General features: G+C 61.0%; 17 protein-coding genes. 10 read left to right on the top strand and 7 right to left on the bottom strand.

Annotated elements, in window-relative coordinates; translation table 11 throughout:
• Window positions 1-84: 84 nt before the first annotated feature.
• Complete coding sequence (locus I6L35_RS20530; protein ID WP_216979201.1) at window positions 85-861, top strand: alpha/beta fold hydrolase; 777 nt, start codon at window positions 85-87, stop codon at window positions 859-861.
• Window positions 862-931: 70 nt separating this feature from the next.
• Here the strand turns inward: I6L35_RS20530 and moeB are convergent, their stop codons facing one another.
• Window positions 932-1,687 (bottom strand): molybdopterin-synthase adenylyltransferase MoeB, encoded by a 756-nt coding sequence (gene moeB / locus I6L35_RS20525; RefSeq protein ID WP_139407105.1) that lies wholly within the window; start codon window positions 1,685-1,687, stop codon window positions 932-934.
• Window positions 1,684-2,910, bottom strand: coding sequence for a molybdopterin molybdotransferase MoeA (moeA, locus tag I6L35_RS20520; protein WP_302056539.1), 1,227 nt, complete (start codon window positions 2,908-2,910; stop codon window positions 1,684-1,686). Before moeA ends, moeB begins: the two co-directional genes overlap by 4 nt.
• A 308-nt stretch (window positions 2,911-3,218) precedes the next feature.
• Between moeA and folE the strand changes: the two genes are divergently transcribed.
• Entirely contained in the window at window positions 3,219-3,875 is a 657-nt protein-coding gene (gene folE, locus I6L35_RS20515; protein WP_042054628.1) for a GTP cyclohydrolase I FolE, read from the top strand.
• 411 nt (window positions 3,876-4,286) lie between these two features.
• Window positions 4,287-5,942 carry a methyl-accepting chemotaxis protein gene (locus I6L35_RS20510; RefSeq protein WP_216979199.1) on the top strand — a complete coding sequence of 552 codons (1,656 nt, stop codon included), beginning with the start codon at window positions 4,287-4,289 and terminating at the stop codon, window positions 5,940-5,942.
• A 71-nt stretch (window positions 5,943-6,013) separates the two neighbouring features.
• Here the strand turns inward: I6L35_RS20510 and I6L35_RS20505 are convergent, their stop codons facing one another.
• The gene (locus I6L35_RS20505; RefSeq protein ID WP_216979198.1) at window positions 6,014-7,744 is read right to left on the bottom strand and encodes a formate--tetrahydrofolate ligase; all 1,731 of its coding nucleotides are present in this window, start codon (window positions 7,742-7,744) and stop codon (window positions 6,014-6,016) included.
• A gap of 67 nt (window positions 7,745-7,811) precedes the next feature.
• Between I6L35_RS20505 and I6L35_RS20500 the strand changes: the two genes are divergently transcribed.
• Window positions 7,812-8,240 carry a hypothetical protein gene (locus I6L35_RS20500; RefSeq protein WP_042054625.1) on the top strand — a complete coding sequence of 143 codons (429 nt, stop codon included), beginning with the start codon at window positions 7,812-7,814 and terminating at the stop codon, window positions 8,238-8,240.
• Between the two features lie 55 nt (window positions 8,241-8,295).
• Here I6L35_RS20500 and I6L35_RS20495 read toward each other — a convergent pair whose 3' ends face one another.
• The gene (locus I6L35_RS20495) at window positions 8,296-9,198 is read right to left on the bottom strand and encodes a LysR family transcriptional regulator (protein ID WP_115522777.1); all 903 of its coding nucleotides are present in this window, start codon (window positions 9,196-9,198) and stop codon (window positions 8,296-8,298) included.
• A 109-nt stretch (window positions 9,199-9,307) separates the two neighbouring features.
• Between I6L35_RS20495 and I6L35_RS20490 the strand changes: the two genes are divergently transcribed.
• The 4 genes from I6L35_RS20490 (at window position 9,308) to I6L35_RS20475 (ending at window position 12,299) form a co-directional block, all read left to right on the top strand.
• Complete coding sequence (locus I6L35_RS20490; protein WP_201902209.1) at window positions 9,308-9,868, top strand: YceI family protein; 561 nt, start codon at window positions 9,308-9,310, stop codon at window positions 9,866-9,868.
• Window positions 9,868-10,605, top strand: coding sequence for a hypothetical protein (locus I6L35_RS20485; RefSeq protein ID WP_216979197.1), 738 nt, complete (start codon window positions 9,868-9,870; stop codon window positions 10,603-10,605). The genes I6L35_RS20490 and I6L35_RS20485 overlap by 1 nt, the downstream gene beginning before the upstream one ends.
• A gap of 182 nt (window positions 10,606-10,787) precedes the next feature.
• A complete protein-coding gene (locus tag I6L35_RS20480; protein WP_216979196.1) occupies window positions 10,788-11,912 on the top strand; it encodes an adenosylhomocysteinase in 1,125 nt (374 codons plus the stop codon).
• 78 nt (window positions 11,913-11,990) lie between these two features.
• Window positions 11,991-12,299: a SelT/SelW/SelH family protein gene (locus tag I6L35_RS20475; RefSeq protein WP_216979195.1), complete on the top strand. Its 309-nt coding sequence runs from the start codon at window positions 11,991-11,993 to the stop codon at window positions 12,297-12,299.
• A gap of 114 nt (window positions 12,300-12,413) precedes the next feature.
• Here the strand turns inward: I6L35_RS20475 and I6L35_RS20470 are convergent, their stop codons facing one another.
• Complete coding sequence (locus tag I6L35_RS20470) at window positions 12,414-14,123, bottom strand: lysophospholipid acyltransferase family protein (RefSeq protein ID WP_216979194.1); 1,710 nt, start codon at window positions 14,121-14,123, stop codon at window positions 12,414-12,416.
• A gap of 209 nt (window positions 14,124-14,332) precedes the next feature.
• Complete coding sequence (gene pepT / locus I6L35_RS20465; RefSeq protein ID WP_216979193.1) at window positions 14,333-15,556, bottom strand: peptidase T; 1,224 nt, start codon at window positions 15,554-15,556, stop codon at window positions 14,333-14,335.
• Between the two features lie 1,014 nt (window positions 15,557-16,570).
• Between pepT and speA the strand changes: the two genes are divergently transcribed.
• Both speA and I6L35_RS20455 read left to right on the top strand, forming a co-directional pair.
• Window positions 16,571-18,472, top strand: a complete 1,902-nt coding sequence (gene speA / locus I6L35_RS20460) for a biosynthetic arginine decarboxylase (RefSeq protein ID WP_005344160.1) — start codon at window positions 16,571-16,573, stop codon at window positions 18,470-18,472.
• 273 nt (window positions 18,473-18,745) lie between these two features.
• The gene (locus I6L35_RS20455) at window positions 18,746-18,934 is read left to right on the top strand and encodes a hypothetical protein (RefSeq protein ID WP_216950434.1); all 189 of its coding nucleotides are present in this window, start codon (window positions 18,746-18,748) and stop codon (window positions 18,932-18,934) included.
• 74 nt (window positions 18,935-19,008) lie between these two features.
• Here the strand turns inward: I6L35_RS20455 and I6L35_RS20450 are convergent, their stop codons facing one another.
• A complete protein-coding gene (locus I6L35_RS20450) occupies window positions 19,009-19,302 on the bottom strand; it encodes a hypothetical protein (RefSeq protein WP_216979192.1) in 294 nt (97 codons plus the stop codon).
• Between the last annotated feature and the right edge of the window lie 18 nt (window positions 19,303-19,320).

The raw sequence follows: 19,320 nt of genomic DNA, 5'->3' as shown, positions 1-19,320 counted from the left end.
CCGTGCTGATAACGTGGCAGGATGGCCACGGGCAACATAACAACAAGAGATGGTTCAGGTGATGAGTCGAGAGGCAATACACTGATGCGCCGCAATCAGGTGATGAAATTCAATGGTCTTGCCCTGCGCAGTGCGGGAGAGGGCCCCTTGCTGTTGCTGCTGCACGGGCTGGGCTCCTCCAGCCTCGACTGGCAGGCGCAGATCGAACGGTTTTCCGAACACTACCGGGTGGTGGCGCTGGACTTGCGCGGCCACGGCCAGAGCATGCAGGAGGGGCCATTCGATGTGGCGACCCTGGCAGCCGATGTGGTGAACTGGCTCGATGCACAGCCAGAACCCGCCTGGGTTGTCGGATTGTCGCTCGGGGCGATGGTGGCGCTGGAGCTGGCGCTGCAACTGCCCCACAAGGTGCAGGGGCTGGTGCTGATCAACGGCTTTAGCGAGTTTCTGCTGGAGAGCCCCAAAGAGCAGGAGCGTTACGCCCAGCGCCTCAAGTGGCTGCGCTGGTTTGGCATGCGCCCGCTCGCCTGGTGGCTGGGACGCGAGCTCTTCCCGGGCCCGGATCTGGCACAGGTGCGCCACACCTTTCGGCTGCGTTTCGTGCGCAATAAAAAGAAAACCTACAAGGCGCTGCTGGAGGCGCTACCCGGCTGGTCGGTACGTGCCCGGCTCGGCGCCATCTGGCAGCCGGTGGCCATCATCTCCACCAGTCACGACTACCTGCCGCTGGCCAAACGGGTAGAGCAGTTTGCCGCCCTGCCCAACGCCACCATCCACACCCCCAACGGCCACCACGCCTGGCCTGCGGAAGATCCCTCGGGCTTTAATCACCTGTTGCAAAGGATCCTCACGACCCATTGAGGAAGGGGTTGTTAGGTGCAGGTACCAAAAAGCCGAACCACGGGGTTCGGCTTTTTTGATCCCGTTTGCGTCAAGGATGGGAACAGACGGGGCAGTCGGGGCGCTTGGGCAGCTTCATCTCGCGGAAGGTGCCGCTCAGGCCGTCGATCATCAGCAGGCGGCCGCTGTAGTTTTTTCCTGTGCCCGCCAGCAGCTTGATGGCTTCCAGTGCCTGCAGGCTGCCCACCAGACCCACCACAGGGGCGAGCACGCCCGCCTCGACGCAGGTGAGTGCCTGCTCGCCAAACAGGGCGCTGAGGCAGGCGTAGCAGGGCTCATCTTCCTGCCAGGTGAAGCTGCACAGCTGTCCCTCCAGCCGGATGGCGGCGCCGCTGACCAGTGGCACGCCATGCTGGCGTGCCTTTTGGTTGAGCAGGTTGCGAATGGCCAGGTTGTCAGTGCAATCCAATACCAGCTGGTGTTGGGGCAACAGGGTATCGAGCAGCGCCTCGTCGGCCACGGCCGCGTGGGTCTCGACGTTGAGCCAGGGATTGAGCGCGCGCAGCGACTGGGCGGCAGAGTCTACTTTGTAGTGACCGATGCGCTCATCGTTGTGCAGCACCTGACGCTGCAGGTTGGAGAGCTCCACCTTGTCGAAATCGACCAGGGTGAGTCGGCCAACCCCGGCCACCGCTAGATACTGGCTGGCGGCGCAACCAAGGCCACCGGCACCGATCACCAGCACACGGGCTTGTTTGAGCGCCTCCTGCCCCTCGAAATCGAAGGATTTGAGGATGATCTGGCGGTTGTAGCGCAGCAGTTCGGCGTCGCTCAGGATCTCGCTCACAGCAGCAATCCCCCGAATGGCTCCACGGTTACTGTCTCGCCCACGGCGACGCGGCCCCGTTCCCGTTCAAGAACGATGTAGCAGTTGGCTTGCGACAGGGAGCTGAACACGGCGGAGTCCTGCGAGCCGGTGCTGCGCACCTCGAGGCCGTTCGGTCCCTGACTCATGATGCCGCGCTGGAAGTCGAGTCGGCCCGGGCTCTTTTTGAGTGGCTCGGCCGCAATGGCCTGTAGCTGGAGCGGGCGCTCGAAGTGCTGACCTGCCAGCTTGGCCAGCGCCGGTTGCACCAGCTGATCGAAGGTGACCATGGCGGAGACGGGGTTGCCCGGCAGGCCGAAGAACCAGGCGCGGGGCAGACGGCCAAAAGCAAACGGCTTGCCCGGCTTGATGGCCAGCTTCCAGAAGCCAATCTCGCCGAGCTCGTCCAGCAGTTGTTTGGTGAAGTCCGCCTCCCCCACCGAGACGCCGCCGGTGGTGATGAGTACATCGGCCTTTTCGTCGGCGCGGATAAAGGCAGCGCGTAGCTGGGCCGGGTCGTCGGGGATGATGCCAAGGTCGAGGCAGTCGCAGCCCATGCGCGCCAGCATGGCCCGCACGCCGTAGCGGTTGGAGTCATAGATATCGCCGTGGGCAAGCGGGGTACCGACCGGTTTGAGCTCATCGCCAGTGCTGAAGATGGCCACTTTCAGCGGTCGGCGCACCGCGACGGTAGCCACGCCGAGGGAGGCCAGCAGTGGCATCTCTCTTGGGGTGAGGCGAGTACCGGCAGGCAGCACGCAGGCGCCTTTGCCGATATCGCTGCCGGCGCGGCGGATATTCTGGCCCGGTTCGGGTTGTGCCAGAAAAGTGATCCGATCGCCGTCGGCCTGCGTTTCTTCCTGCATCACCACCGCATCGGTGCCTGCGGGTACCGGGGCGCCTGTCATGATCCGCACGCAGTGGCCAGCGGGCCATTCGCCCTGGTAGGGCTGACCGGCAAACGCTTTGCCCGCCATGATGAGCGGGGTGCCGCTGGCGAGATCCTCAAGGCGCACGGCGTAACCGTCCATGGCGGAGTTGTCGAAGGGGGGCACGGCGAGGGGAGAGGCGATGTCGCTGGCAAGAACCCGGCCAAGGGCCTCTGGCAGGGGCAACTGCTCGCTGTCGCAGCAGCAGGCGAGTTGTTCCAGCATCCCTTGCAGGGCATCGCTTAAGGGGAGTAGTCCGCTGGTATCAAATCCCATCGTCATGACCTCTTTCTATGATTGAAGGCGGGATTATCACAAAAATCCCCGGGGATGGGCAGGTTATCTCAAGGATTCTCGGGGTAATCGGCGCTGAAACGGGGTGAGATGGCCATAAAGTATGAGGTGACGCACAAGTTGACTTGAATCTTGGCGGCAATGGCCGTTTACTATGCCGCCATAACAGATGGCCGTTACATCCCGAGTGGCGACCATTACAGCGATACCGTCGGCCCTGTACGTCGCCATAACATAAGGGGTTGCTCGATGAGCTGCCCTCACAGTCCCTGAGCGTGGGAGAGAAGATAATGACAACCTTAAGTCCGGAAGCCTTGCTGGTCAGGGCTGCCCTCGAAGCCCAGGGACTGGAAACCCCCCTGGTCACCAACGAGCTTAACAGCCAGCAGAAGCGGGAGAAGATCGAAGGCCATATGCGCTCCATCATGGAGACGCTGGGGCTGGATCTGGCCGATGACAGTCTGGCCGAGACGCCGCATCGCATCGCCAAGATGTACGTCAATGAGATCTTCTCCGGCCTCGATTATTCCACCTTCCCCAAGGTGACAGTGATCGAGAACAAGATGCAGGTGGACGAGATGATCATGGTGCGGGACATCAGCCTCACCAGCACCTGCGAGCACCACTTCGTCACCATCGACGGCATGGCTCATGTGGCCTATATCCCTCGAGGCAAGGTGATTGGCCTGTCGAAGATCAACCGCATCGTGCAGTTCTTTGCCCGCCGTCCCCAGGTGCAGGAGAGACTGACCCAGCAGATCCTGCTGGCGCTGCAGACCCTGCTCGGCACCAAGGATGTGGCCATCAGCATCAAGGCGACCCACTACTGCGTCAAGGCGCGCGGGGTGATGGATTCGACTTCTTACACCACCACCACCTCCCTCGGTGGGGTGTTCAAGACCCAACCCGATACCCGGGCCGAATTTCTGGGCGGCCTGCGCGGATAAGATGGCGGTTATTTTGTAACCGCCTTGCTGAATAAACGAGACGCCAGCAGCCATTGCTGGCGTTTTTCATTGGTTCCGGATGAGAGTGGCGGCCTGCAACGGTTTGGCCCGTGCGGCTTGCACTATGCAAACGTTATGTATTTTTTCGATTTATTCATCTGAGCGGTATATTTAATCGAGCACGATAAATTCCTCGTTTTCACCTTACAAAAAGTAACCGGACAGACTCTTTCCGAACCATCACAATCCGGTTACTCTAGCGCCCCCTCACGGCTCTCGCTGCCGCTCATGGAATTCAGAGATATTCATCAAGGTTGGATGGTGCGCCACTGAACAGGTGGCCAGATAGTTCATGCCAGGAGGGCGTGAACCGGACGAGTGCTACGAATTTAACGACCACCAGGATATCCCATGAATACCAGTACCATGACCATAGGTAAAAAACTCACCGCCGGCTTTGCCGTGCTCGGTTTGATGGTCGCCTTTATCGGCGGCTTCTCGTTGCTGGAGTTCAGCAACATGAACCGGGCGGCTATCGGTTTTACCGACAGCATCCTGCCTGCCGTCAACCGCACCAATGACATTGGCGACAGCATCAGCGAGTTGCGTCGTTATGAGCTTGGTCTGTTTCTGGTCGCCGCTGATCCCCAGAAGCGTGCCGAGTACCGCACCATGGCCGCGCAGTTGGTGGAACGACTCAAACAGCAGATGATCGACCATGACAAGACCATCTGGGCGCAGGATGTTGAAGAGCGTCGCACTTTCGATATCGTAAAGTCCGACTGGGCAAGCTACCTGGCCCTGCACCAGCAGGTTAAGCAGTTGCAGGATAGCGGCCTGATGAGCGAGGCCCAGAGCGTCTTCATGGAGCAGGGGATCCCCCTCTACAACAACCTGCACAAGTCGGTGGCGGATCTTATTCGCATTAACCACGGTTATGCGACCGAGTCGCGCAAGGTTGTGGTTGCCTCCTACGACTCCGCCAAGCTGAGCGTTACCATCGCACTGGTGCTCGGTTTGATCCTGGTGGTGGTGCTCTCCGTGGTACTGACCCGCCAAATTCGCGACCCGCTGATCATGCTGGCCCGTCAGGCCCAGTGTATTGCCAATGGCGATCTGGGTCAGGGCGAACTGCAGCAGTGGATCCGTGACAGCCGCTTCAACCGCGATGAACTGGGTCAGCTGGGCTCCGCCATCAACCGGATGCAGGGTTCCCTCTCCGATCTGGTGAGCGAGATCGCCGGCTCCGTGAGCCAACTCAGCAGCGCAGTGGAGGAGGTGAGCGCCATCTCCAGCCAGTCTGCCAGCGGCATGGCCATCCAGCAGAACGAAGTCTCCCAGGTGGCGACCGCCATGAACGAGATGCAGTCCACCGTCAATGAAGTGGCCCGTAACACCACGGATGCCATGAGCGCCGCCAAGGATGCCTCCCGCACCTCTGCTGCCGGCAGCGAAGTGGTACGCAGTTCGATTGCCAGCATCGAAGAGGTGTCGGTCAAGATTGAGCAGGCTGGCACAGTAGTGCAGCAGCTGGAGGCCGACAGCGCCAACATCAGCGTGGTGCTGGATGTGATCCGCGATATCGCCGGTCAGACCAACCTGCTGGCCCTTAACGCCGCCATCGAAGCGGCCCGTGCCGGTGAGCAGGGTCGTGGTTTTGCGGTCGTTGCGGATGAAGTGCGTTCATTAGCCCAGCGGACCCAGGACTCCACCGCCGAGATCAGCAAGATGATCGAGCTATTGCAGAGCCGCGCCGCCGAGGCGGGCAACGCCATGCAGCTGAGTCGTCACCAGATGCAGGAGAGCGTCGGTCTGGCGCGGGATGCCGGTACCAGTATCGAGACCATCAATGGTGCCGTGGTGCGCATCACCGACATGAATACCCTGATCGCCACCGCCACCGAAGAGCAGAATGCGGTGACCGAAGAGCTCAACCGCAGCATTGTCAACATTCACAATGCCGCTGACGAGAATGCCCAGGGCGCTCATCAGATCGCCCAGGCTTGCGTCGAGCTGAGCAAGCTGGCCAACACCCTGCACCATATGACCCAGCGCTTCACCCTCTAAGGGTTGATGCATGGATAACAGAAGGCCCCGCAATTGGCGGGGCCTTGTTGTTTCTGGCGTTGTGGAAGGGCTCAGCTCAGGCCGACTATCTCGCCGTTCTCATCGATATCGATATGGCGATAGGCAGGCAGACTGCCCAGCCCCGGCATGGTCATGATGGGGCCCGCCAGCGCATAGACGAACCCGGCACCGGCGCAGAGCTTCACCTCGTCGATGGGTACCTCGAAATCGGTCGGCACTCCCTTGAGGGCGGGGTCATGGCTGATGGAGAGCGGCGTCTTGGCCACGCAGATGGGCAAGTGATCCCACCCTTCGGCGGAGAGCTGTGCCAGCTGCTGGCGAGCTTTGTCCGACAGCTGCACTCCGCGGGCGCCGTAGCCGCACTCCACCAGGGTCGCCAGCTTGGCGTCGAGACTCGCTTCGTCGGGATAGAGCAATTTGACTTTGTCAGGTTGCTCGCAGGCGGCGACCACTGCCCGGGCCAGCTCGCTGGCACCGGCCCCGCCTTGGGCAAAGGCGTTGGAGATGGCGCTGCCACAGGCGCCGGCCTGCATCGCCTCACGGGCCAGCAACGCCAGTTCGGCCTCGCTGTCGGTGGGGAAGCGGTTGATGGCGACCACCACGGGCACGCCGTAACGACGGGCATTGCCGATATGCCAGGCGAGGTTGGCACAACCCCGCTCAAGAGTCGGTAGATCCTCACGCAGCAGGCTTTCCGGCAGCGGCTGGCCCGGGCGGATATCGAGCAGGCCGCTGTTGGCCTTGAGGCCGCGCACCGTGGCCACCAGCACCACGCAGGCGGGGGTAATACCGGATTGGCGGCTCTTGATGTTGAAGAACTTCTCCAGCCCCATGTCGGAGCCAAAACCCGCTTCGGTCACCACATAGTCGGTCAGGCCAAGGGCGATGCGATCGGCGATCACCGAGGAGTTGCCGTGGGCAATATTGGCAAAGGGGCCGGCGTGTACCAGCACCGGGGTCTGCTCGGTGGTCTGCATCAGGGTTGGCTGTAGCGCGTCTTTCAGCAGCACCGTCATGGCGCCTGCTACTTCCAACTGTTCGGCGGTAATGGGCTTGCCGTGAATATCGCGGGCTAGCTGGATGCGGCCGATGCGCTGGCGCAGGTCTTTCAGATCGCTTGCCAGCGCCAGAATGGCCATCAGTTCGGAGGCGGCGGTGATGACGAAGCGATCGCCGCGCTCCACCCCATCGGCTGCGCCACCTTTACCTATGGTGAGGTGGCGCAGGGCGCGATCGTTCATGTCGAGGGTGCGTGGCCAGAGAATGTTGTCAGCATCGATATCGAGCCGCGGCAGGCCGGTTTTGGCGGTGAACTCGGCACCCAGTTTCTGTTCGTGGAACAGGCGGGCATCGAGGGCTGCCGCCGCCAGATTGTGGGCCGCCGACAGAGCGTGAAAATCGCCGGTGAGGTGGAGGTTCATCTCCTCCATCGGCACCACCTGGGCGTGGCCGCCACCTGCGGCCCCCCCCTTGACCCCGAATACCGGCCCGAGGCTCGGTTGGCGGATGGTGGCGATGCTGGACTGGCCGATATGGTTGAGCCCCATGGAGAGGCCAAGGGTAGTCACCGTCTTCCCTTCACCGAGCGGGGTCGGGGTGATGGCGCTCACCAGTACCAGCTTGCCGCGCTGTTTGGGCTGAGACTTGAGCAGGTCGAGGCTGAGCTTGCCTTTGTAGTGGCCATGGGGGCTGAGCAGGTGCTGGGGGATGGCGAGGCGTTCGGCCAGCGCGTGAATGGAGAGACGGGGGGACTGGCGGGAGATCTCGATATCGCTTAGCATCAGCACCTCGTTGGCATATCGGGGTAAAATATGCGGCGCAGTCTAGTGGAATATAACGGGTAATCCAATGACGAAAACGATTTTATTTGGTGAGGGTGAGGTTCGTCAGAATCCTGTTCGGCTGGATCTCAACGCACTCTATCATCCTCCCAAGCAGCCGATGACGGCGCTGGGGATTGTCAGCGCGCTGGTGCCGTTGTTCGGTTTCGGCTGGCAGGCGATGACCCAGGACCCCGAAACCCAGCTGCGCCACGAGATCCGCAAACGGGTCAACAAGCACAAGACCGACGAGGCAAACCTTATTTTGATCCTCCAGCTGGCCGCCATGTTTGACTGCCCCGAGATTGAAGTGGCGCTCCCCTATGCCCTCAGTGAGCAGCAGTTGTCGGTTGTCCGCACCCGACTGCCACGCTGGCAGTTGCACCCCGAGCAGGAGCGTCTGCTAGCCAAGCTCACCCCTGTTGCCGCATCCACCACCGCACCCGACCAGCGTTAGGTTTCAAGCCGGACCAGCAGGCCGGACAGTCAGGCCGTATCCTCTGCTCTGGCAATCAGGTCGGCGCATCCCACTGTTGCGGGGCGAGATAGCGCTCCTGCACGAACTCGATAAAGCAGCGCACCTTGGCGGAGACGAAGCGGCGGTGCGGATAGACCGCATAAAGTCCCACATCTCCCTTGTCCCACTCTGGCAGCAGGCTGACCAGCTGTCCTGACCGCAGGGCCTCCCCCACGATAAAGGTGGGCTGCAATATGATGCCCTGATCATCACAAGCGGCGCGGGTCAGCGCCACCCCGTTGTTGGCCCGCAGTGGCCCCTGTGGCCGGATGCTCTGCTGCTCGTTTCCCCGTTTGAAGTGCCACTCCGGCTGGGTCAGGGTGTAGATCAGACAGTCGTGCTGTTTGAGATCCTCGGGTTTTTCCGGTCTGCCCTTGCGTGCCAGATAGGCGGGGCTGGCGCAAAGCTCGACCCGAATGGTGGCAAGCTGGCGCGCCACCAGCGAGGAGTCGCTGAGGTGGCCGATCCGCAGCGCCAGATCGAATCCCTCTTCCACCAGCGCTACCCGCCGGTCGCTGTACTCGATATCGAGCTTGAGGTCGGGAAAGCGCTGGCGAAACAGCGGCAGGGCGGGGGAGAGGTGCAGATAGCCAAAATCCATCGGCACCGAGAGCTTGAGGGTGCCGTTCGGCTGCTGGTTGTGGTGGGTCAGCTGGCTGTGGGTCTCTTCCAGCTCCGCCAGCAGGGCGAGGGAGCGCTGGTAGTAGAACTGGCCTGCTTCGGTGGGATTGACCTGACGGGTGGTGCGCGACAGCAGCCGGGTGGCGAGGGACTCCTCCAGCTGTTGCATTAGTTTGGAGGCCATGGCGACCGAGATGCCGAGCTGGTTGGCGGCCTTGGTAAAGCTCTGGCACTCCACCACCTTGATAAAGGTGCGCATGGCGGCGATCTGGTCCATTTTCCATCCTCAGTAAATAATGAATTTAATAAATCACTGATTATTCATCTTCAGAACGAGGTTAGCATTTTAACCACTGATGTGAACCCCAAGATGAAGGAACGAACGGATGAAAATGACCAAGGCTCTGCTGGCCTCCTGCCTGTTTATAGCTACCCCTCTGATGGCGGCGGATTACGATGTGGATGCGGCGCACACCACGGTGCAGTTCAAGGTGGGTCACCTGGGCTTCTCCGAGCTGGTGGGTCGCTTCAACACCTTCAGCGGCACCTTCAGCATGGATGACGCCAACCCGGCGGCGGCCAAGGCGAGCTTTGAAGTGGATGCCGCCAGCGTCGACTCCAATCACGAGGCCCGCGACAAGCACCTGCGCAGTCCGGACTTCCTCGACGTGAAGCAGTATCCCAAGATGACCTTCGTCAGCTCCGCTTACGAGGGCACCAAGGATAAAGGCGTGCTGAAAGGGACCCTGACTCTGCACGGCGTCTCCAAGGAAGTGGCCTTCGATCTGGTCAAGATCGGTGAGGGCAAGGATCCCTGGGGCGGCTACCGCAGCGGCTTCAACGCCTCCACCACCATCAAGCGCAGTGACTTTGGCGTGAGCTACATGCTGCCCGGCATTCCGGACGAGATGAACATCAACCTGTTTGTCGAAGGCGTGCGCAAGTAATGGGCGCGGAACTTCTGCTGCAAACCCTGGCGGCTCCTCTGGGAGCCGCTTTGCTATCGTGGCGCTGGCCGCGACTGGGTTATCTGTGGGGCGCGCTGGCGCTCTGGCTGGTGGGCTCATTGCTCGGCGGTCTCTATGGTATTCCGGCCAAGGCGTGGCAGTGGCTGCCGCTGACCCTGCTGGTGCCCGCCATTGCGGCTCAGGTGAACGATCTGCGCGGTTCACTGCTGCTCTTTGCGGTGTTCAGTGCGCTGGTGTGGTGGCAGGGATTGGCCTCGGTACTGGCGAGCGAACCCGGGATCTGGCTGGCGCTACTGCCCGCCATCCTCTGGTTTGGCTGGAGCACCTTGCGCTGTGACAGCCGCGAAGGGCTCGGGTTTGCCCTCGGCTTTATCTGGTTGGCACTGGTGATCGGCATCGATGGCAGTCTGCTGATTGCCCAGCTGGCCGGTGCGCTGGCCGCTTTCGCCGGTTTTCGCGCCCTGCTTGCCACCTTTGTTGACATCAAGGTAGCACCCGCCGGTCTGGCGCTGGCCCTCGCCTTCGTCCAGATGCTGGCCTGGCAATATGTGGAGGTGCCGCTGGTGGTGTTGCTGCCGGTCTGGTTGCTGCCGCTGCTGGAGTGGGCGTTACGTGACAAACCCTGGCCAGTGCGTTGGAGTGGGCTGATCCTGCTCGCTGCCGCGGGAACCGGGCTCAGCCTATGGTGGGTCTGGCCTGCTGCTTCTTTGTACTGATACTTGTGTGGAAAATGGTCAAATGGCGCCATTTTTGCATACCTGCTCATACTCTTGGCAGATAATGATTGAGCCCCCTATGTGTTTCAGATAAAAAGGATTTTCATTTTATTTGGACACACACAGAACCCGGCCGCGCCGGGTTCTGTTTGCCTGCTTTGCGGCACATAAGGAGGCCACAGTTGCGCAGTCAAGGATCTGAGCATCTGTTTTTTCGCCATTTCACCGGACAGGGACGTATCGACGGTCTCTGCATTCTGCTGGTCACTCACCTGCTTCCCGATCGCCCCCGTTTTATCGATGCCCTCGGTCAGATTGGGCGGATTGGCGCGATTTTACCCAAACCGAAATCGGTACACGGACCTACCTTCGAGTGGGTATCCCGGCACTATCCGGTACTGCCCCTCAACCGACGCTGGACCAATGATCCCGACAGCATAATCCAGCAGATTGCGCCGCTGGTGGCCCCCCACGAGCGGTTGCTGATCCTCGATATTGGCGGTTACTTTGCCAAAACCCAGGTGATCTTGAGTGAATACTTCGGGCCCCGTTTCCTCGGGGTGGTGGAGATGACCGAGAACGGCCATCAACGCTATGAGCAGGAGGTGCTGGCGACCCCGGTGGTGTCGGTGGCGCGCAGCCCCCTCAAGCAGGCCGAGGATATCCAGATTGGTTTGAGCGTGGTCTACTCCGCGGAGTCGCTGGCTCGTAACCTCAACCGTACTTTCAACGTCTGCGAAGCCGTGCTGTTTGGCTATGGCAAGGTGGGGCGCAGCATCGCCCGCGACCTGCGCTGTCGCAACCTCCATCTCGGGCTGGTGGAGACCGATGTGCTGCGACAGGTCGAAGCGCTCTCTCACGGTTTTCGCTTGATCACCAAGGCCGAGGCGTTGAGCCGCGCCGAGCTGGTGATCTGCTCTACCGGCAACGGCTCGCTGGATTTGGCGGATCTGCAGGCGCTGCGCCCCGGCACCATGGTCGCCTCGGTCACCTCGGCCGATGACGAGTTTGCCTTCTCGCTGGCCCAGTTGCCGTGGCCGAGCGAAGAGGTGTGCCCCCATGTGCTGGCCCTCAACCGGCCGGATGGCACCCAGATCTACCTGCTCAACCGGGGTGAGGCGGTCAACTTTGTCCATGGCGCCGTGATTGGCGAATATGTCTATCTGGTGCTGGCGGAGATCATGGAAGGGATCCGGATGCTGGCGGCAGGCCCTCTTGCTCCCGGCCTGTTCGAGCTGCCAGAATCGGCGATGCGTACCATTGCCCGCCATTGGCTGGCCGATTTTCATGGGGTTGATCAGCGCTGATTTGACCGAACCGGGATTGGCCATTGGGTGGCGGTACGCCACTTCCCGCCATTGGTCGCTTTTTTTATGGAGTCACTCATGACCGAGTCTGAAACCCTGATCAGCAAACCCCGCATCGAAATCCGCTACTGCACCCTCTGTCGCTGGATGCTGCGCGCCGCCTGGCTGGCGCAGGAGCTGCTTTCCACCTTTGACAGCGATCTGGGGGAGGTGGCGCTGGTGCCGGCCTGCAAGGGGGAGTTCCGCATTCTGGTGAACGGGGTGCAGGTGTGGGATCGGGTGGTCGATGACGGCTTCCCCGAGGCCAAGGAGATCAAGCAGCGGGTGCGCGATGTTATCGCCCCTGAGCGGGATCTCGGCCACTCGGATCGCAAGGCGGCCGAGTAACGCCAGATGGGCCGAGCGCCTCGAAAAGGTGCTGAGCATGAGAGCGAAAGGAGAGGGAGGCGATGGCCTCTCTCTCCTTTTTTGCATTTGGCTGTTCGCCTGGCTCCAGCAGGGTTATAAGCGCGGCTCGGCCAGATGACTGCCGATATAGCGGGCCCGCTTGTGGGACTTGATGCGGCTCACATCGACCCACACCAGCCCGTCGATGCAGTGGTTGAAGTCGGGGTCGATACCAAAGTCCATAAATTGCACCCCGCCCGGCTCGCACAGCTCGGAGTACTGCTTGTAGAGGGTGGGGATGGCGCAGCCCAGATTGTCGAGACGGGCCTTGAGTGCTTTGAGATCGGCGCCGTAATCCACCCCTTCGAACAGAGGCTGCGTCTCGGGGTAGGGACGGCGGGAGGGGGCCAGCGCCAGCTCGGGGGCAAAGTGCTGGCGGTAGAAGCTCACCAGCAGATCCTTGGCCGCCGGCGGCAGGCTGCCGGAGAGCGACACCGGGCCAAACAGGTAGCGGTAGCGGGGATAGCGGGCCAGATAGGCACCGATGCCGAACCAGAGATAATCGAGCCCCCGCTTGCCCCAGTAGGCGGGCTGGATAAAGCTGCGGCCAAGCTCGATGGCCTGCTCCAGCCGGGGCAGCAACTTATCCTCAAAGCCGAACAGGGTGTGGCTGTAGAGGCCATCCTTCCCCTTGCTGGCCAGCAGCTCCGCCACCGGGGCGAACCGGTAGGCGCCGATAATGTCGAGTCGGGCCGGATCCCAGAGGATCAGGTGGTGATAGTCGTTGTCAAAGCCATCGAGATCCCGCCGCTTGCCGGAGCCTTCCCCCACAGCGCGAAAGGCGATCTCCCGCAGTCGCCCCAGCTCGCGCAGGATCACCGAGTGGCTCAGTTCGTGGCGGCGGTAGAGGTAGATCCCCTGACCATCCGGGGTGGTGCCGAGCTGTTCGCAGCTTTCGATGGCCTGTTTGAGTTGGCGGCGATCCTCCGGCAGGGCGATGGGGGCCTCGGTCTGCAGCCGTCCCGCCTTGCCACGGCCAATCCGGTAGAGGTGGTTGCGCACCAGCCGAGCCGCCGTCTTGGCTGGCAGCTCCTGAAAACTGCCGAGCGGAATGCGTGCCCCTATGGTCACCGGCAGGGTTTGCCCCTGCTGGCGAAACAGCTGGCGTACCAGCAACAGGGCGGAGGCGGGCTTGTTGAGCCAGGAGGCGAGATAGAACCAGAGGCTGTTGCGCCCCCCCAGATGGATGGGCACCAGCGGGGTGCGTGTGCGCTGGGCCAGCTTGATAAAGCCTGCCTGCCAGGGGCCGTCTTTCACCCCCTTGAAGCCAAGCCGGGATACTTCGCCTGCGGGGAAGATCACCAGCGCCCCTTCATGGGCGAGGTGTTCGTTCATGGCGAGGATGGCCTGTCGATCGGTCTTGCCCTCCATATTGTCTACCGGCAATAGCAGAGGGCGCAGCGGCGCGAGCTGGGCCAGCAGCTGGTTGGCGACGATCTTCACATCGGGGCGGATGCGACCGAGCAGTTGTAGCAGCGCCAGTCCGTCCAGCGAGCCGATGGGGTGGTTGGCGACAAGAATGACCCGGCCGCTGGCGGGAATATGCTCCAGCTGCGCCTCGCTGACCCGATAGTCGAAATCGAGCTGGGTCAGCGCCTGCTCGACAAAGTCGAGGCCGCGCAGGTGCGGGTAGCGGGTGGCAAAGTCGGCAAAGGCCTGCTCGTTGAGCAGCCAGCCCAGCAGCCGCTTTAACAGCGGGGTGAGCAGGGGGTAGCCAAGCAGGCGGGGGAAGTGCTGGGTCAGCAGGGTATCGATAGTGAACATCTGGAGGGCTCCGGCGATCCGTTGCTCCCAGCATGATGTGACACTGTTCCCGCGACATGTCAGCGGGATGACAGTTTGATGGCAGTGGCAGCCAGTTGCCCCTGCGCGACTCTCCCCGGTTTCCCTTTGTTGATGGGTGATGGCCAGATAGCAAGGGGGGAGCCGGTAAACCGGCTCCCCCCTTTTGCCCTGGTAATGACAGCTACCGATTAACCGCGCCAGGCTGCGGTGAGGCGCACCAGCTCCACCAGGGTGGCGACCGATTTCTCCATGGATTGCAGCGGGATGAACTCGTGCTTGCCGTGGAAGTTGTGGCCACCGGTGAAGAGGTTGGGGCAGGGCAGGCCCATAAAGGAGAGGCGGGCGCCATCGGTACCACCGCGAATGGGTTTGATCTTGGGCACCACGTCGGCGGCCTCCATGGCGGCCTTGGCCAGCTCGACGATATGCATGTGCGGCTCGATCTGGCTGCGCATGTTGCGATAGCTGTCGGTCAGGGCCAGCTCGATGCGGGCCTTGGGATACTCGGCCTGCAGGGCGGCCACCCGGCTCTGCATCTCGGCCTTGCGTGCGGCGAAGTGCTCGTCGTCGAAGTCACGGATGATGTAGTGCAGGGTGCTCTCCTCCACGGTGCCGCTCATCTGCGCCAGATGGAAGAAGCCCTCATACCCGTCGGTGCACTCCGGGGTCTGCTCGGCAGGCATGGCAGCGTGGAAGCGGGCGGCCAGGGTCTGGCTGTTGATCATGCTGCCCTTGGCGGTGCCGGGGTGGACGTTGTTGCCGATAAAACGCACCGTGGCGCTGGCGGCGTTGAAGTTTTCATACTCCAGCTCGCCCAGCTCGCCGCCATCCACGGTATAGGCCCACTTGGCCGGGAATCTCTCCAGCGGGAACAGGTTGGCGCCACGGCCAATCTCTTCATCCGGGGTAAAACCGACCCAGATATCGCCGCGGGGGATCTCGGGGTGGGCCTGCAGGTGGTCGATGGCAGTGAGGATCTCGGCGATACCCGCCTTGTCGTCGGCGCCAAGCAAGGTGGTGCCGTCGGTGGTGATGAGATCCTGACCCAGGTAGTTTTTCAGGAAGCGGTAGTCACGGATGGCGAGCACCTCGTCACCCTTGCCAAGGCAGATGTCGCCGCCCTGATAGTTTTCGATGATTTGCGGTACTACGTGCTCCGCCTCGTAGTCGGCGGTGTCCATGTGGGCAATCAGGCCGATGGCGGGGGCGTCCGGCTGGTTGCCCGGCAGGCAGCCGGTGAGGTAGCCGTGCTCATCCAGAGTGACCCGGGTTAGCCCCAGCGCCTTCATCTCTTCTTGCAGGGCACGGGCAAAGATCAGCTGGCCTTCGCTGCTGGGGCAGGCTGGATTGGTCTCATCGGAGCGGGTATGAAAAGTTACGTAACGCAGAAAACGCTCAAGCAGGGTATCCATTAGTCAGCCTCTAACCGATTGTGAGCGGTCATTGTGGCCAATCCGTGCGGGGCACTCATTGCGTCAGCGCAGGTTTTTCCCATTTTTTGACGCAAGGGGAGAGCGGCGAATGTGCGGCGCGCGGGGCAACGTCCGGGAGGGAGATCGCATAAATGTGGCATTTATTGCGATATTTAGGCGCTGGCGGTGGCGGCCAAATTCCCCTCAGCCACCGCACAGCAAGGCGTCAGCCCAATCATGGCGTTTTCACACACTTTTCAAGAGGAAACTGGGCTGTCGCATAACCTGCGCCATCCCAGAGCCCGCCTGCTCGCCAGCAAGATTTGATCGACTTATTAAAAGGGGATTTTGAACACTATTTTTTATTGTCACTGCCCGCGGTAAGTGTGTACACTCCGCGCCGATCCAAGGGCAACCCTGAAGCAGGCAGAGCCGCCAGAAACCCGACCGATCATACGCCTATAGGGCGAGGCACGCAGAAACGACAGACACTGCTGGGGAATGGTTTCTTTAATACCGGTTAGGCTCCGGTATCAGGGAGAACAACAGACTCTCATCTTTCATTTGACCGAGTGGGCCACCGGCTCATCATCTTCCCTTGTCATGGGCGGTCACTGACGGTGAGGTGGGCTGTGGTTGTTGTCGTCTATCAACACGCATGCGTGCTGGCGCCTTCGCTTCTCTTCCTTGGAACCCTCTCCTTCTGTCGGGATCGCTGCCGAATGATGAACTGACGGCGTGGCTGATGTCGTCTGTCATCAAAGTACCGCGGCGCTACGGCATAGTGGCACCGCATACCGTTGAGCTTGATGTAAAGCCACCAGCCCCACATCAAGACTCGTTACTTCCCCAAGATCCACCAGGCAGCCTCTGGCTTGCCGCGATGTGCAAAGGGTTGGTTTGGGTGGCTGCGTCTCGTGATGGCAGCGCTCGCCGTACTCTGCACTAGATGGTCTGGATGTGATTGAGGGTAACGAAGGCGACTTTGGGTCGCTCATTTGCGAGGCATAGCCCATGACTAACTGGTCCAGCAAGGACTCCTTGAAGGTCTACAACGTTCCCTACTGGGGTGCGGGTTTTTTCAATATCAATGACGCCGGTCATGTGACCGTCGCCCCCGACAAATCACGCCCTGACGCGCATATCGTGCTTTCTGACGCCATCGAACAGTTGCGTCAGTCCGGGCTGACTACCCCCGTGTTGCTGCGCTTCCCCGACATTCTCAAGAGTCGGGTCGATGCGCTGTTCAACGCCTTTGGTCAGGCCATCGAGAAGTCAGGCTATGAAGGGGACTACCTCTGCGTTTACCCGATCAAGGTAAACCAGCAGCGTCGTGTCATCGAGACCATCAGCCAGTCCTACAGCGACAAGCCCCGGCTTGGCCTGGAAGCTGGTTCCAAACCGGAACTGCTGGCCGTGCTGTCCCATCACCATGAGCAAGGCTCGGTGATCGTCTGCAACGGTTACAAAGACCGCGAATATATCCGCCACGCCCTCCTGGGCAACCTGATGGGCCACAAGGTCTACATCGTGGTGGAGAAGCCCTCCGAGCTGGAAATGGTGCTGGACGAGTCAGCTCGTCTCAACATCAAGCCCAACATCGGGGTGCGTGCCAAGCTCGCTTCCACCGGCTCCGGCATGTGGGAATCGAGCGGTGGCTCCATGTCCAAATTTGGTCTCTCCGCCTCCCAGATCCTGGCGCTGATCGAACGTCTGCGCGGGCTGGGCAAGCTGGATTGCCTGCAACTGCTGCACTTCCATCTGGGCTCCCAGATCGCCAATATCCGCGACATTCAGGGCGGCATCCGCGAGTGCGGCCGTTTCTACGCTGAACTGCGTCGCCTCGGTGCCAACATCGAAGTCGTGGACGTCGGTGGTGGCCTGGGCGTGGACTACGAGGGAACCCGTTCCCAGAGCCACTGTTCCGCCAACTACAGCCTCTCCGAGTACGCCAACAACGTGGTATGGGGCATCGGCGATGTCTGCCGCGAGTTCGACCTGCCGCACCCGACCATCATCAGCGAGTCCGGCCGCGCCCTGACCGCCCACCACGCCGTGCTGGTCACCAACATCATTGGTGCCGAAGGGGTGGAGATGAACGACATCAGCGCGCCGGACGAAGATGCGCCGACCATTCTGCAGAACATGTGGAAAGGCTGGCTGGATCTGCGCAGCGAAGATCCCTCCCTGCTGGAGATTTTCCATGACTCGGTGGCAGATCTGGGTGACGTGAATACCCAGTACACCATGGGCCTCTTGAACCTTGAACAGCGTGCCTGGGCCGAGATGCTGCACCAGAACACCTGTCTGGCACTCAAAGAGATGCTCAACCCGGTCAACCGCAACCACCGTGCGCTGGCTGACGAGCTGAGTGAAAAGCTGGCGGACAAGTGCTTTGCCAACTTCTCCCTGTTCCAGTCTCTGCCGGATGCCTGGGGTATCGGTCAGGTATTCCCGGTGATGCCGCTGGCTGGTCTCGATCGTCCGCTTAGCCGTCGCGGTATCCTGATGGATATCACCTGTGACTCTGACGGTCAGGTCGAGCACTATGTTGACGGTCTGGGGGTCGAGAGCACCCTGCCAATGCCGGTCTACGGCGAGAACGAAGAGTGCCACGTCGGCTTCTTCCTGGTCGGTGCCTATCAGGAGATCCTGGGCGATCTGCACAACCTGTTCGGTGACACCCACTGCGCGGAAGTGTGGCTGGACGAAGAGGGCAAGATGGACATTCGCAACGTGGTGCGCGGCGACACCGTCGACCAGCTGCTGCGTTACGTCAACATCGATCCGTCCGTGATCCGCGAAAACTACCAGCGGATCGCCGCTCACCCGGCGCTGGACGATGCCACTCGCAAAGCCCTGCTCGACGAGCTGGAGCTGGGCCTGCAAGGCTACGCCTATCTGGAAGACGAATAAGCCTTTTGGCTTGCCCCTCGCTTTGGCGGGGAGATGAAAAAACGGCGCCTGCGGGCGCCGTTTTTGTTACCGGGGGCCATCCGGCGATATGGTGGGGCACTCGGCCCATCTTCATTCGGATAACCGATGCTGGCTCAAGGCATCCGCAGGCCACAGATCTGGCAGATATCTGTCCCTTTCAGCTGTTTCCCTTGATCTGCATCAAGCGTGAACCTCGGTGGTTATTTTACGGTCAGGAGTGATGTTGATGGAATGTAACAAAAGGATGTGCATATGGAACTGAAAAGGGACCCGAGATGCTATACCGACGTCTGCATCAATGGTAAGTGGTATCACTACGACCACTGCAGCACCAACGTCTACATGCTGATGGGAGGCGCTGCGCCGAGCCTTCAGCTGGCCTATGAGCCGAGCAGCGAAGAGGAACTGATCGAGATGCTCCAGCAGCTGGGGCGCTTCTGACTTACCGAATTGATGTCTTGCCATATGGCCATCGGGCGCGTTGCCACGATGGCCACCACTCTTTACCGCTGCACCTAGTCTAGGCGGGTTTTATTACCGAATAACCCCTTGCCAATCTCCAGCATGGCGACGGTTGCGGCATAGGTGCTATCGGACTTGCCTATCTCATCCGCCACGTAGAGAAAATTGGATTGGTACTTCTCGACGGCCTCCCGTGGGCTGGTCGCGTCAATAAAGTCCTCCTCCACCTCGAATCCTTGGGTCAGCAGTGCCGCCTTTTCACTCAGAAAAGTCGGTGATGCCATGTCGATAAAGGTGTATTGCTGCCGATTGGACGCCGGAATGGTAAAAAACTGGTATCTGGCCATGGGTAAATCCTCGCTTGA

It is taken from the genome of Aeromonas sp. FDAARGOS 1405 (assembly GCF_019048265.1).
Taxonomy (GTDB): domain Bacteria; phylum Pseudomonadota; class Gammaproteobacteria; order Enterobacterales; family Aeromonadaceae; genus Aeromonas; species Aeromonas veronii_A.
The sequence above is the reverse complement of the archived record's forward strand: the minus strand, read 5'-3'. Positions and strand labels throughout refer to the sequence as shown.